Annotated in this window: 12 protein-coding genes; 4 read left to right on the top strand and 8 right to left on the bottom strand. The window is 67.9% G+C overall.

Annotation, left to right across the window (positions count from 1 at the left end):
* Window positions 1–30 precede the first annotated feature (30 nt).
* The 6 genes from kdpC to pyrE all read right to left on the bottom strand — a co-directional run bounded on the left by kdpC (window position 31) and on the right by pyrE (window position 6,120).
* The gene (kdpC, locus tag N5D91_RS15505) at window positions 31–681 is read right to left on the bottom strand and encodes a potassium-transporting ATPase subunit KdpC (RefSeq protein WP_153856767.1); all 651 of its coding nucleotides are present in this window, start codon (window positions 679–681) and stop codon (window positions 31–33) included.
* A complete protein-coding gene (gene kdpB, locus N5D91_RS15500; RefSeq protein WP_279909061.1) occupies window positions 678–2,735 on the bottom strand; it encodes a potassium-transporting ATPase subunit KdpB in 2,058 nt (685 codons plus the stop codon). Before kdpB ends, kdpC begins: the two co-directional genes overlap by 4 nt.
* A 10-nt stretch (window positions 2,736–2,745) precedes the next feature.
* Window positions 2,746–4,452, bottom strand: a complete 1,707-nt coding sequence (kdpA, locus tag N5D91_RS15495) for a potassium-transporting ATPase subunit KdpA (RefSeq protein WP_110710810.1) — start codon at window positions 4,450–4,452, stop codon at window positions 2,746–2,748.
* A 12-nt stretch (window positions 4,453–4,464) separates the two neighbouring features.
* Window positions 4,465–4,557: a potassium-transporting ATPase subunit F gene (locus N5D91_RS15490; RefSeq protein ID WP_005407770.1), complete on the bottom strand. Its 93-nt coding sequence runs from the start codon at window positions 4,555–4,557 to the stop codon at window positions 4,465–4,467.
* 221 nt (window positions 4,558–4,778) lie between these two features.
* The gene (locus tag N5D91_RS15485; protein WP_110710811.1) at window positions 4,779–5,441 is read right to left on the bottom strand and encodes a hypothetical protein; all 663 of its coding nucleotides are present in this window, start codon (window positions 5,439–5,441) and stop codon (window positions 4,779–4,781) included.
* Window positions 5,442–5,460: 19 nt separating this feature from the next.
* On the bottom strand, window positions 5,461–6,120 hold the full coding sequence (pyrE, locus tag N5D91_RS15480) for an orotate phosphoribosyltransferase (protein WP_010486876.1): 660 nt from the start codon (window positions 6,118–6,120) through the stop codon (window positions 5,461–5,463).
* Between the two features lie 162 nt (window positions 6,121–6,282).
* Between pyrE and N5D91_RS15475 the strand changes: the two genes are divergently transcribed.
* From N5D91_RS15475 to N5D91_RS15465, 3 genes are all read left to right on the top strand, one after another.
* The gene (locus N5D91_RS15475) at window positions 6,283–7,083 is read left to right on the top strand and encodes an exodeoxyribonuclease III (protein ID WP_032128444.1); all 801 of its coding nucleotides are present in this window, start codon (window positions 6,283–6,285) and stop codon (window positions 7,081–7,083) included.
* The gene (locus N5D91_RS15470; protein ID WP_180855591.1) at window positions 7,080–8,384 is read left to right on the top strand and encodes an MFS transporter; all 1,305 of its coding nucleotides are present in this window, start codon (window positions 7,080–7,082) and stop codon (window positions 8,382–8,384) included. Before N5D91_RS15475 ends, N5D91_RS15470 begins: the two co-directional genes overlap by 4 nt.
* Before the next feature lie 78 nt (window positions 8,385–8,462).
* Entirely contained in the window at window positions 8,463–8,693 is a 231-nt protein-coding gene (locus N5D91_RS15465) for a hypothetical protein (protein WP_180855590.1), read from the top strand.
* 70 nt (window positions 8,694–8,763) lie between these two features.
* On the opposite strand, the gene N5D91_RS15460 is transcribed toward N5D91_RS15465, so the two are convergent.
* Window positions 8,764–9,891: an anhydro-N-acetylmuramic acid kinase gene (locus N5D91_RS15460; protein ID WP_180855589.1), complete on the bottom strand. Its 1,128-nt coding sequence runs from the start codon at window positions 9,889–9,891 to the stop codon at window positions 8,764–8,766.
* A 64-nt stretch (window positions 9,892–9,955) separates the two neighbouring features.
* Window positions 9,956–11,428 carry a peptidoglycan DD-metalloendopeptidase family protein gene (locus tag N5D91_RS15455; RefSeq protein ID WP_180855588.1) on the bottom strand — a complete coding sequence of 491 codons (1,473 nt, stop codon included), beginning with the start codon at window positions 11,426–11,428 and terminating at the stop codon, window positions 9,956–9,958.
* Between the two features lie 167 nt (window positions 11,429–11,595).
* Here N5D91_RS15455 and tyrS point away from each other — a divergent pair, with 167 nt between their 5' ends.
* A complete protein-coding gene (tyrS, locus tag N5D91_RS15450) occupies window positions 11,596–12,807 on the top strand; it encodes a tyrosine--tRNA ligase (RefSeq protein ID WP_100437695.1) in 1,212 nt (403 codons plus the stop codon).
* Window positions 12,808–13,212 lie beyond the last annotated feature (405 nt).

Genomic DNA, 13,212 nt, shown 5'->3' with positions numbered 1-13,212 from the left:
CATTGTGCGCGCAGCCGGTGCAGGCCGGCATCACGGTGCCTTGGCCGCATGGTCCAGCGCGAAGTTCAGCGTCACCACGTTCACCCGCGGCTGGCCGAACAGGCCCCACTGGCGACCTTCGGTATGCGCCTGCACCAGTGCCTGCACGCGTTCCACCGGCAGGCCACGGGCGCGCGCCACGCGTGCCACCTGCAGCTGCGCCGCGGCCGGCGACAGCTGCGGATCCAGGCCACCCGCGGACTGCGTGACCAGGTCTGCCGGTACCTGCGCCGGGGTGACGCCTTCGCGCGCGGCCACCGCAGCGGTGCTGGCTGCAACACGCTCGGCCAGGGCCGGATTGCTGCGCGCCATGTTGGAACCGGCCGCGGCCATCGGGTCGTAGTTGGCTGCCGACGGACGTGCCTGGAAGTAGCCGTCACCGTTGAACGGCTGCGACAACCATGCCGAGCCGCGCACCTGGCCGCTGCCATCGCGCAGCAGGCTGCCCTCGGCCTGGGTCGGGTAGGCCAGGCCGGCGAAACCGGTGGCGATACCGGCGTAGACCGCACCGGCCAGCAGCAGGGTAGCCAGGCCCAGGCCGATCGCCGGGCGCCAGCTGGCGCCGTCCTGCAGGCTGGCCACGCGGGCCTCGGCTTTTGCTTCGCGGGACAGGGAGGTGGAGGTGGAAGCGGAACGGTTCATGCGCCGAATACCAGGACAAGAAGGAGGTCGATTGCCTTGACCGCTGCGAACGGCAGCAGCACGCCGCCGAGGCCGTACACCAGCATGTTCCGGCGCAGCAGTGCGGTTGCAGTGGCCGGGCGGAAGCGCACGCCACGCAGGGCGAGCGGGATCAGGGCGGGAATCACCAGGGCGTTGAAGATCAGCGCTGCCAGCACCGCATTGCGCGGGCTCGACAGCTGCATCACGTTCAAGGCGGCCATGGTCGGAACGGCCGCGGCGAACAGCGCCGGCAGGATCGCGAAGTACTTGGAGACGTCGTTGGCCAGCGAGAAGGTGGTCAGCGCGCCGCGGGTGATCAGCTGCTGCTTGCCGACTTCCACCACTGCCAGCAGCTTGGCCGGATCCGAATCGAGGTCGACCATGTTGCCGGCCTCCTTCGCCGCCTGCGTACCGGAGTTCATCGCCAGGCCGATGTCGGCCTGGGCCAGTGCGGGGGCGTCGTTGGTCCCGTCACCGACCATCGCCACCAGGCGGCCGCCGGCCTGCTCCTGGCGGATGCGTGCCAGCTTGTCCTCCGGGCGAGCCTCGGCGATGTAGTCGTCGACGCCGGCTTCGGCAGCGATCGCGGCGGCGGTCAGCGGGTTGTCGCCGGTGATCATCACCGTGCGGATACCCATCGCCCGCAGCTGCGCGAACTTCTCGCGCATGCCGTGCTTGACCACGTCCGACAGCTCGATCACGCCCAGCACGTGGCGGCCCTCGGCCACCACCAGCGGGGTGGCACCATTGCGTGCGACCTGCTCGACGCGACCGGCCAGTTCCGCCGGCACGTTGCCGCCCAGCGCCTGCACGTGGGTGCGGATCGCATCGGCGGCGCCCTTGCGGATCTGCCGCCCATGTTCCAGATCCACGCCGGACATGCGGGTCTGCGCACTGAACGCCAGGTACTCGGCGTGGTCCGGTTCGGCGGTGGCACAACCCTGTTCGCGCGCCAGGCGCACGATCGACTTGCCTTCCGGGGTCGGGTCGGCCAGCGAGGACAGCAGTGCCGCCTCGCGCAGTTGGCTGGCGTCGATGCCGGCCAGCGGATGGAAGTGGCTGGCCTGGCGGTCGCCGTAGGTGATGGTGCCGGTCTTGTCCAGCAGCAGCACGTCGACGTCGCCGGCCACCTCCACCGCCTTGCCCGACTTGGCCAGCACGTTGGCGGCCAGCGCACGGTTCATGCCGGCGATGCCGATGGCCGGCAGCAGGCCGCCGATGGTGGTCGGGATCAGGCACACCAGCAGCGCGATCAGCAGCAGCGGGTCGACCTTGACGCCGACGGCGGCACCAATGGCCGGCAACGTGGCCACCACCACCAGGAAGGTCAGCGTCATCGCGGCCAGCAGCAGGGTCAGCGCGATCTCGTTCGGGGTCTTCTGGCGGTTGGCGCCCTCCACCAGCGCGATCATCCGGTCCAGGAAGCTGTGGCCCGGCTCGGCAGTCACCCGCACGATGATCTGGTCGGACAGCACCTTGGTGCCGCCGATCACGCCGGAACGGTCGGTACCGGCCTCGCGCAGCACGGGGGCCGATTCGCCGGTCACCGCCGCTTCGTTGATGGTGGCCAGGCCTTGCACGATCTCGCCATCGGCCGGCACCAGCTCACCGGCGCTGACGATCACATGGTCGCCCGGGCGCAGTTCGGCGGCCGGCACCTGGGTTTCGGCGGCGCCCGGCTGCGGCGCCGCCAGCCGGCGTGCCACCAGGTCCTGGCGGGCACGCCGCAGCGAGGCGGCCTGGCCACGGCCACGCGCTTCGGCCACCGCTTCGGCGAAGTTGCCGAACAGCACGGTCACCAGCAGGATCACGGTCACTGCCAGGCCGAAGCCCAGCGGCGCATTGCCGGTCAGGGTGACGATCGCGGCCACGATCGTGCCGGCCATCACCACCGCCATCACCGGGCTGCGCACCAGATGCATCGGCGACAGCTTGCGCACTGCGTCGACCAGCGCACGGCGCAGGCCGGCGCCATCCAGCAGGGCAGGGCGCGCTGCATGGGTACTACGGGTTGAACTTGCTTGGGTACTCATCAGGGTGTCCTTAGTGCAGTCCCAGGCTCAGGTGGTCGGCGATCGGGCCGAGTACCAGCGCCGGCATGAACTGCAGCACGGTCAGGATGACGATCACCGAGACCAGGGTCAGGGCGAAGGTCGGGGTTTCGATCTGCAGGCTGCCGGCAGACTCCGGGGCCTGGCGCTTGGCAGCCAGCTGTGCGGCCACCACCAGCGGAATGATCAGCAGCGGGAAGCGGCCCAGCAGCAGTACCAGCGAGCAGCTCAGGTTCCACCACAGCGTGGCGTCGCCCAGCCCTTCGAAGCCCGAGCCGTTGTTGGCGTAGGCCGAGACGTACTCGTAGAAGACCTGGCTGATGCCATGGAAGCCGGGGTTGGAGGTCCCTGCCAGGCCGGGCACGGCCAGGGTGATCGCGGTGAACACCAGCAGGGTGATCGGCTGCAGCAGCACCAGCAGGGCCAGCAGGCGCACCTGTGGCGTCTCCAGCTTGCGGCCGAACAGTTCCGGCGTGCGCCCGGTCATCAACCCGGCCAGGAACACACCCAGCAGCAGATAGACGATGAACTGCTGCAGGCCACAGCCGATGCCGCCCCAGATCGCGCTGACCAGCATGTTGACCATCGCGATGCCGCCACTCAGCGGTGCCAGCGAATCGTGCATGCCGTTGACCGAACCGTTGGAGACCTGGGTGGTCACCGCCGCCCACAGCGCAGTGCCATCGGCGCCGAAGCGCACCTCCTTGCCTTCCATCAGCAGCGGCGTGGCGGCGCTGGCGCTATGCCCTTCGCTCCACATCATCGCGCCGGTGGAAAGCAGCGACATGCCCAGCATGCAGCTGAACACCAGGGCGCCGAAGCGACGTCGGCCGGTGAACGCACCGATCATGAAGATCACCGCCATCGGCACCAGCAGGATGCCGACGATTTCCAGCGCGTTCGACAGCGGGGTCGGGTTCTCCAGCGGGAAGCTGCTGTTCGGGCCGTACCAGCCGCCACCGTTGGCGCCCAGCTGCTTGGCCGCGACCATCGCCGCGACCGGGCCCAGCGGCAGCTTCTGTTCGGCCATGCCGGCGCTGGCGTCGATCGGCGTGGCCTGCGGCCCACCGGTCATCGTCGACGGCACGCCCTGGCTGGTCAGCAGCAGGGTCCACACCAGGCACAGCGGCAGCAGGAAGCGCACGCACAGGCGCACCACGTCCACGTAGTAGTTGCCCACCGCCACCTGGCGGTCATCGCCGGTACCCGTCGCCGCCGCCTGCGGCGCACGCGAGAACAACGCCCGCAGCGTCGCCACTGCCAGCGCCAGGCCCATCATCGGCGTCACCACCTGCAGGCCGGTGATGCCGGTCATCTGCGAGAGATAGGACAGCTGCGCCTGGCCCGAATAGTGCTGCTGGTTGGTGTTGGTCAGGAACGAGATCATCGTGTGCAGCGCGGTGTCCCAGCGCATGTTCGGGATCTGGTCCGGATTCAGCGGCAGCCAGGCCTGGGTCATGAACACCGCCTGGGTCAGTACCGCGACCACCACGTTGCTCAGTACGAAGGCCAGCACGTAGCCGCGCCAGGACATCGAGCGCGACGGATCGACCCCGAACACCCTGTACAGCGGCTTCTCGATCCAGTGGAACAGCACGTCGACCTTCATCGGCGTGCCACGCATCACGCGGGCCAGGTACAGGCCCAGCGGCCACGCCAGCAGCAGGCTGGCGGCAATAATCACAAGCATCTCAGTCATGGCCGGCTCCGCTCAGAACGACTCGGGCCGCAGCACGACATAAAGAAGATAGGCGGCGGCGACCAGCACCAGCACGCCACACAACAACGACAGCCAGGGGGACATTGCAATAGCGTCCTGGTGGAACCCCTCCACCTCAGGCCGTCATCGTCGTCCTGCCGCCCATAAACGCACTACGCGCCGGACCGGGTCGACGCGTAAAGAGTGCATAAATTCCGTGGGCCAACCCGTAACCAGGCGCCGCCTGCTGTAGAGCCGAGCCCATGCTCGGCTGCTCTTTCCCAAGGTCACGCAGAGCCGAGCGCGGGCCCGGCGCTACAGGCGAATTACGGAGCCTGGCTCGCCGGCACCAGCCCCTTCAGCTCGCGATAGCGCTGCAGGGTGCTTTCAATTTCCACCTTCAACGCCTGCTGCTGCTGCAGGAACCCGGCCTGCAGGCGTTGCTGCGACTGCAGTTGCACGTGCCGCTGGCGGATCGCCTCGGCCTGCTTGTCGGCCACCTTGCCACCGGCCAGTTCGCGGTCACCTGCGGCCGCCAGCAGCGCCACCAGCGACTCACGCAGGCTGGTGACGTTGTACTCGGCGGTCTTCAGGTTGTTGTCCAGCACTTCCTGGCGCTCGGCGAATACCCGGCGCAGGTCGTCCTCGCTGCCATAGGTGGTCAGCATAGCCTGCTCGGTGCGCTGGCGGGTCTGCGCGGCCATCAGGTCCAGCTGCTGCTGCGCCGCCTCCGTGCTGGCGGCGGCGCGCTCTTCGTCGGTCAACGCGCGCTGGACCTGCGCATTGCGCAGGCCGCTCTTCGCGTTGAACTCCTCGCGGGCATGGTTGACCGCGTCGGCCGGCAGCGAATCACTGCAGATCCGCTCCTTGCCCTCGTTCCAGCAGTACAGCTTCTTTTCCGTCTTGCCGCTGTCGCGCGACTGCGCCGGTACGGTGAACGGCACGGCCAGCAGCAGGCCGGCAAAGAGGACAGCAGGAACTCGGGACATGACCTTTCCCCTGGGTCGGTCAGCGGATCGAACGGACGCCGTACTGGGCCCGGTAGGCTTCCAGCGGCTGCCGGTAACCCACAAGTTCCGGGTTGCCGGAGGCGAAATCAAGCAGGTCGGCCAGCGACGCCACGGCGATCACCGGAATGCCGGCCTCTTCGGCCACCGACTGCGCCGCCGAACGGCGATCGGTTTCCGAAGCGATCTCCTGGCGGTCCAGCGCCACCACGATGCCGGCCGGGGTGCCTCCGGCGGCGCGGATGATGCCCAGCGCTTCACGGATCGCGGTGCCAGCGGTGATCACGTCGTCGACGATCAGCACGCGCTTGCCGTTCATGTCGGCGCCGATCAGCTGGCCGCCTTCACCGTGGTCCTTGGCTTCCTTGCGGTTGAACGACAGCGGCAGGTCGCGGCCACGCTGGGCCAGCTCGCAGGCCATCGCGGTGGCCAGCGGAATGCCCTTGTAGGCGGGGCCGAACACCACGTCGTACTTGATCCCGGTGGCATCGATGGCATCGGCGTAGCAGGCGCCGAGCTGCGACAGCAGCGAACCGGAGTCGAAACGACCGGCGTTGAAGAAATAGGGGCTCAGCCGGCCGGACTTGAGGGTGAACTGGCCGAAGCGCAGGGCGTCGGCGGTCAGGGCCAGCTGCAGGAAACGGTGGCGGTGGTCGCTCATCAAAACTCGATTCATCTTCATTTGGAGCACAAATCCTAATCCAGCTGGGCGTTTCGCGCTCGTCCGGACCCTCGTGAAGGCCGTCGCGGCCCGTCGCGGCGGACTGCGCAGCCCCGCGGGCAACCGGTATGCTTGCCCGGTTTCCCGCCGCAGGTCCCCCGCATGCGCATCATCAGTTTCAACGCCAATGGCATCCGCTCCGCCGCAACCAAGGGCTTCCTCGACTGGTTCCGGTCCCAGGACGCCGACGTCCTGTGCATCCAGGAGACCAAGGCCCAGGAAGACCAGCTGACCGATCCGATGTTCCGCCCGGACGGCCACCACTGCTTCTACCGCGACGCCATCACCAAGAAGGGCTACAGCGGCGTGGCGATCTACAGCAAGCGCGAGCCGGACCAGGTGATCACCTCGCTGGGCTGGGCCCCGTTCGACGACGAAGGCCGCTACATCGAGGCGCGCTACGGCAACCTCAGCGTGGTCTCCTTCTATATCCCGTCGGGCAGCTCGGGCGACCTGCGCCAGGGCTTCAAGTTCGAAGTGATGGAATGGCTGCGGCCGATCCTCGAGGAATGGGCGCGCAGCGGCCGCGACTACGTGCTGTGCGGCGACTGGAACATCGTGCGTTCGGCGCTGGACATCAAGAACTGGAAGTCCAACCAGAAGAACTCCGGCTGCCTGCCGGAAGAGCGCGACTGGCTCAACGCCCTGTGCGCCGACCATGGCCAGGCCACCGATGTCGCCGCCGGCCGTGGCTGGGCTGACGCCTACCGCCTGCTCAACCCCACCGGCGAGGACTACACCTGGTGGAGCAACCGCGGTGCTGCCCGCGCCAACAACGTCGGTTGGCGCATCGACTACCAGTTCATCACCCCGGGCCTGCGTGACCGCCTGCGCAGCTGCTCGATCTACCGCGACGAGCGCTTCTCCGACCACGCGCCGTTCATCGTGGACTACGACCTGTGACCGAGGCGGCCACGCCGGTCAGCTACAAGGGCTGGGCAGGAATCAAGCGTGCCTTCGGTACCCCGTCGGCGCTGACCATGGCCATGCTTGGCTTCGGTAGCGGCCTGCCGTTCCTGCTGATCGCTTCGCAGACCCTGTCCACGCGCCTGCGCGACGTCGGCCTGGACCTGGGCAGCATCGGCCTGATCAGCCTGGCCAGCTTCTTCTACCTGCTCAAGTTCCTGTGGGCACCGTTGCTGGACCGCTATGCCTTCCCGTTGCTGGGTGGGCTCGGTCGCCGTCGTTCGTGGCTGCTGGTGTCGCAGGCGCTGGTGCTGGTCGGCCTGGTGGCACTGGCCTTCGTGCGGCCAGAACAGGGTGTCTGGCCGCTGGTGATGTGGGTGCTGGTGGCGTCGTTCGCCGGCGCCACCCAGGACTCCGCCGTCGATGCCTATCGCATCGAGATCGCGCCGCAGGCCGCCCAGGCTGCGCTGGCTGCGACCTATACGCTGGGCTACCGGATCGGCTTGATCCTGGCGGGCGCTGGCGCACTGTACCTGGCCCAGTTCGAAGGCTGGATCGTCGCCTATCTGGCGATGGCGGCACTGATGCTGCTGCCGATCGTCACCACCCTGCTGTGTGCCGAGCCGGAGCGCCCGGTCACCGCCGTGCAGCGCCGCATCGATATCGCCGAAGCCTTCATCCAGCCCATTTCCAGCTTCTTCAGCCGCAATGGCGTGGCGCTGGCACTGGTGCTGCTGGCCTTTGTCGGCCTGTTCAAGTTCCCCGACCAGGTGATCGGTGTGATGGCCGGGCCGTTCTATCTCGATTCGGGGTTCGACAAGGCCGACATCGCCACCGTCTCCAAGCTGTTCGGCGTGTGGATGGGGATCGGTGGTGCGTTCCTGGGCGGTATCGCGGTGGCCGCGTTCGGCTTCCGCCGCATGCTGCTGGTGGCCGCACTGGGCGTGGCGCTGTCCAACCTTGCCTTCCTGCTGATGGCGCACAACCCGGGCAAGCTGTGGGCGTTCTATGCCGCACTCAGTGCCGACAACCTGTTCCAGGGCTTTGCCGGCACCGTGCTGGTTGCCTTCATGTCGTCGCTGACCGACCGCAACTTCACCGCCACCCAGTACGCGCTGCTGGTGTCGCTGGCCAACCTGCCCGGCAAGTTCGTCGGCGGTGTCTCCGGCTACATCGTCGAAGCCACGTCCTACAGCACGTTCTTCATCCTCAGCTCGATCACCGTGGTGCCGACCCTGTTGCTGCTGGCGTGGCTGTGGCCGCGGATCGCCGACCGCGGGCCGCCGCCGGTCGCCTGATTGCCTGCCCGCCCGGACTGCGGGATCATCGCCCCCGACGCGCCGAGGGGGCGGTGCCTTGCGAACGGGGAAGTGAGCATGGCCGACGTTGTGCTGCGGGACCTGGACCCGCTGCTGCTGGAACGTATCCGACGCGTCGCGGTCGCCCGCGGCTGGACCCACGAACAGACCTGCACCGCCTTGCTGGAGCAGGGCCTGTTCAGCAGTGAACTGGAGGTCCGCTCCGGCTTCTGTGATCCCGAAGTGGATGCGCTCTCCGACGCCATCGCCGCCCTGCAGGCCCTGCCCGCAGGGCAGGGCTTCGATTAGTGCCCATGTAGCATCGAGCCACGCTCGACCGCCGTTCCCGGTAGATCCACGCCATGCGTGGATGACCACCTCACGCCAGGTGGATCGCACCCAGGATCCGCGGCCCCGTCGCCCCGGTCACGCTCGGCAGGTTGCCGGCCAGCCCGTCCATCGTCCGCTGCGCCAGCCACGCAAAGCCCATCGCCTCCACGTACTCCGGGTCCAGCCCATGCACCGCGCTGGACTCCACCTGCACCTCCGGCAGCCGCGCCGCCAGCCGCTTCATCAGCTGCCGGTTGCGCACCCCGCCGCCACAGACCAGCAGGCGCCGGGTCTGCGGCTGCTGCGCCAGCAGCGCATCGGCCACCGTCGCCACGGTCAGCTCCAGCAGGGTGGCCTGCACATCAGCGGCGGCGTACTGGCCTTCGCCCATGTGTGCCTCGGCCCAGGCCAGATGGAACTGTTCGCGGCCGGTGCTCTTCGGAGGCGGCAGGTCAAACCACGGCTCCGAACGCCAGCCGGCCAGCAGGCCCTCGTCCACCGCGCCACTGGCGGCATACGCGCCATCGGCATCGAAGGTGCGGCCGGTGTGGCGCTGGCACCAGGCATCCATCAGCGCGTTGGCCGGGCCGGTATCGAAGCCACGCACCGCGCCTTCGCGCGGGATCAGGGTCAGGTTGGCGATGCCGCCCAGGTTCAGCACCGCGCGGTCTTCGTCGGCGGTGCCGAGCATGCCGAGGTGGAAGGCTGGCATCAGCGGCGCCCCATGGCCCCCGGCCGCCACGTCGCGGCGGCGGAAGTCAGAGACCGTGGTGATCCCGGTCAGCTCGGCGATGCGGTTGCCGTCGCCCAGCTGCACGGTGAAGGCGGGGTTGGCCAGCGGACGATGGCGCACGGTCTGGCCGTGCGAGCCGATCGCGCGCACCTGGCTGCGGTCCACCCCGGCCTCGGCCAGCAGCTGGTTGGCGGCCTCGGCGAAGTTGATCGCGATCCGCGCGTCCAGCTCGCCCAGCTCCTCCAGCGAGTCCAGCGGGCCACCTTCGCCCAGCGCCACCAGCCGCGCCCGCAGCACCGGCTCCCAGCGGGCAGTCAGGCCGTGCACGAAGCGGCAGCCGCCACTGCTCGGGAACTGCACCAGTGCGGCATCGATGCCGTCGGCGCTGGTGCCCGACATCAGGCCAAGGTACAGGGGGGCGTCGCTGTCGGCAGTTGTATTCATGGCAGGCATAAAAAAAGGACGCGGCAAGCTTGGGCTGCCGCGTCCTTCTTCGTCAACGCAGGGCTCAGCCGCGCTTGCGGCCGGTCGTCTGCTTGTCCTTGGCGCTGGCCACCTCGGGGGCGGCCTCGTCGCGGCTGGTCGGCGCCGGGCTGGCGTCGGCGTAGATCAGCTTCTCCATGCCCTGGATGCGGGCCATCGCCGGTGCGGTCTGCGCGCGGAAGGCGACCAGCTCGGCGCCCTTCAGCGGCTCCGGCGGCGGCATGGTCACGGTCAGCGGGTTGCGGTGCTCGCCGTTGACGCGGAATTCGTAGTGCAGGTGCGGGCCGGTCGCCAGGCCGGTCGAGCCGACATAGCCGATCACCGTGCCCTGGGCCACGCGCTGGCCGGTCTTGATGTTCGCAAAGCGCGACATGTGGCCGTACAGGGTGGTGTGGCCGCGGCCGTGGTCGAGGATCACCACGTTGCCGTAGCCGCGCTGCACCCCGGCGAACTGCACGCGGGCGTCGCCGGCGGCCATGATCGGGGTGCCGGTGCGCGCGGCGTAGTCCACGCCCTTGTGCATGCGCATCTTGCCCAGCACCGGGTGCTTGCGCGCGCCAAAGGTCGAGCTCAGCCGCGCGAACGGGATCGGCATGCGGATGAAGCTCTTCTTCAGTGAACGGCCGTTGATGTCGTAGTACTCGGACTTGCCGTTGCGGTCGAAGCGGAAGCCGGAATAGGTCTTGCCACCGGTGGTGAAGGTCGCGGCCAGGATCTTGCTGGTGTCCACCTTCTCGCCTTCGCGCCAGGTTTCATCCATCACCACGCTGAAGCGGTCGCCCGGCTGCAGGTCCTTCGAGAAGTCGATGTCGTACTTGAAGATGTCGTCGGTCATCGTCGCGATCGCCGACGGCGACAGCCCGGCCCGACGGGCGGCGGCATACAGCGAGCTGGTGATCTCGCCGCTGGTGACCACGGTGCGCGTGGAGGTCTCGCGCTGGGTCACCTTCTCCTTGATGTCATCGCCGGCCAGGCTCAGTTCCACCCGGTTGTCGGCATCGCGGTCGAAGCGGATGCTGCGCAGGTCACCGGACAGCGGCATGTCGAAGGCGATCTCGGCACCCGGGCGCAGCTTGGTCAGCGCCTCACGTGCACCTGGGTGGTCCAGTACCCGGTGCAGGGTGGTGGCCGGGATGCCGGCCTTGTCGAACAGGTCGCTCAGGGTCTGGCCGCGCTGCACACGCAGCACCTGCCAGCTGTCTCCGGGCACCTGCTGCTGGCGGGCCATGGTCAGCGGCGGCAACGGCAGCGCCAGGCTGGTGTGGCTGTCGGCGAAGGGCGCGTCGATGGTGTGCGAGAAACCCGGGACGATCGTCGCCACCAGGGCGCCGATCGTCGCGAACAGGCTGGCATGCATCCAATGACGGCGGGTCCAGCGCTCATTGAAGGCGGCGGGAAGATGTTGCCTGAGCTTCCGATGCAGGGCGTTGTCGTGCAGGACGTGGAGGCGTTCCTGGAAGCGCTGCTTGCGTGCGCGCCCTTGTTCGGAATTGTGCATCGGCGGTTTTTTCCTGGCGGCCCGGGAGCGCGGGCCTGATCGCCGGTTACCATAGACACCTGAGAAAACCGCGTCAAACCCTTGTGCCCATTGGCTTTTGTGAAGCCAATCGGGTTAACTTCGCTTTAACACCCCACACAAGAATCGGCGTTGCCGGGAGTAGTCACGTGTCCTCGATTGAAGAAGCCCTTGCCCTGATCGGCCGCGGTGCCGACGAGATCCTCAAGCTCGAGGATCTGCGTGCGCGCCTGCAGGAAGGCCGTCCGCTGCGGATCAAGGCCGGCTTCGACCCCACCGCGCCCGACCTGCACCTGGGCCATACGGTGCTGCTGAACAAGATGCGCCAGTTCCAGGACCTCGGCCACCAGGTCATTTTCCTGATCGGCGACTTCACAGGCATGATCGGTGACCCGTCCGGCAAGAGCCTGACCCGCAAGCCGCTCAGCCGCGAGGACGTGCTGGCCAACGCCCGTACCTATGAGGAGCAGGTGTTCAAGGTGCTGGACCGCAGCCGTACCGAAGTCCGCTTCAACTCGGAGTGGTTCGGCAAGATGGGCGCGGCCGACATGATCCGCCTGGCGGGCCAGCACACCGTGGCGCGCATGCTGGAGCGCGACGACTTCGCCAAGCGCTATGCCGCCCAGCAGTCCATCGCCATCCACGAGTTCCTGTACCCGCTGGTGCAGGGTTACGACTCGGTGGCCCTGGAGGCCGACGTCGAGCTGGGTGGTACCGACCAGAAGTTCAACCTGCTGATGGGCCGTGGCCTGCAGGAGCACCATGGCCAGAAGCCGCAGGTGGTGCTGACCATGCCGCTGCTGGAGGGCCTGGACGGCGTCAACAAGATGTCCAAGTCGCTGGGCAACTACATTGGTATCAGCGAGCCGGCCATCGACATCGTCACCAAGACCATGAAGGTGGACGACACCTTGATGTGGCGCTGGATCGAGCTGCTGTCCTTCGACATCAGCCAGGCCGAAGCCCTGCAGCTGCGCGAGCAGGTGGCCAATGGCGGCCTGAACCCGCGCGTGGTGAAGCTGCGCCTGGCGCGTGAACTGGCGACCCGTTTCCACGACGCCGCGGCGGCCGAGCAGGCCATTGCCGGCTGGGAAGCGGCGGTGACCGGGCAGGGCGACATCACCCAGCTGCCGCTGCAGGACGTGGCGATCCCGGCCGAAGGCCTGCGTATCGCCGCACTGCTGACCGCGGCCGGCCTGACCCCGAGCAACTCCGAAGCCAACCGCAAGCTCAAGGAGCGCGCGGTGAAGGTGGACGGTGAAGTGGTCGAAGATGGCCAGCAGGTGCTGCAGCCGGGCTTCGAAGGCCTGCTGCAGGTCGGCAAGCGCACCTTCGCCCGCGTGCGCCTGGTCGCTGCCTGACACCAGGGAAGGGCCGGCGCAGCCGGCCCTTCCTTTGTAGAGTCGAAGGCAACGGCAGGAGCCGTTGCCAACGTCGCTTGCGACGGCCCGGAGGGGGCCGGGCAGGACGCCCGGCATAGCCACGCTCGACTGCTCTTGTCTTGCTCTTCGCGGGGTCCTCCCGCAGCGGGATGGATGAACGGATGCAACATCCGTTGAAAAAAAACGCCACACCCCCTTCACAAATGATGCGAATGGGGACATACTTCTCCTCCCCCGTCGCAGGGGTCGCCACCAAGGGGCTTCAGCGACAACAGGGCGCCCACCACCGCCGAACGAGATGATCGAACGAAGGTGTTGACGGACTTAAAAAGTCTGGCATAATGGGCGGCTCGCTACGAAGGAAACTTCGCAGCACACGGGAAT

The organism is Stenotrophomonas sp. GD03794 (genome assembly GCF_029842145.1).
GTDB classification, from domain to species: Bacteria; Pseudomonadota; Gammaproteobacteria; order Xanthomonadales; family Xanthomonadaceae; genus Stenotrophomonas; species Stenotrophomonas riyadhensis.
Note: the sequence above shows the minus strand (reverse complement) of the source record. Positions and strands in the feature narration are given on the sequence as shown.

Excerpts from the sequence above, each read along its gene's own strand:
- kdpC (WP_153856767.1), bottom strand. The coding sequence starts at position 681 with ATGAACCGTTCCGCTTCCACCTCCACCTCCCTGTCCCGCGAAGCAAAA.
- kdpB (WP_279909061.1), bottom strand. The coding sequence starts at position 2,735 with ATGAGTACCCAAGCAAGTTCAACCCGTAGTACCCATGCAGCGCGCCCT.
- kdpA (WP_110710810.1), bottom strand. The coding sequence starts at position 4,452 with ATGACTGAGATGCTTGTGATTATTGCCGCCAGCCTGCTGCTGGCGTGG.
- N5D91_RS15490 (WP_005407770.1), bottom strand. The coding sequence starts at position 4,557 with ATGTCCCCCTGGCTGTCGTTGTTGTGTGGCGTGCTGGTGCTGGTCGCC.
- N5D91_RS15485 (WP_110710811.1), bottom strand. The coding sequence starts at position 5,441 with ATGTCCCGAGTTCCTGCTGTCCTCTTTGCCGGCCTGCTGCTGGCCGTG.
- pyrE (WP_010486876.1), bottom strand. The coding sequence starts at position 6,120 with ATGAGCGACCACCGCCACCGTTTCCTGCAGCTGGCCCTGACCGCCGAC.
- N5D91_RS15475 (WP_032128444.1), top strand. The coding sequence starts at position 6,283 with ATGCGCATCATCAGTTTCAACGCCAATGGCATCCGCTCCGCCGCAACC.
- N5D91_RS15465 (WP_180855590.1), top strand. The coding sequence starts at position 8,463 with ATGGCCGACGTTGTGCTGCGGGACCTGGACCCGCTGCTGCTGGAACGT.
- N5D91_RS15460 (WP_180855589.1), bottom strand. The coding sequence starts at position 9,891 with ATGAATACAACTGCCGACAGCGACGCCCCCCTGTACCTTGGCCTGATG.
- N5D91_RS15455 (WP_180855588.1), bottom strand. The coding sequence starts at position 11,428 with ATGCACAATTCCGAACAAGGGCGCGCACGCAAGCAGCGCTTCCAGGAA.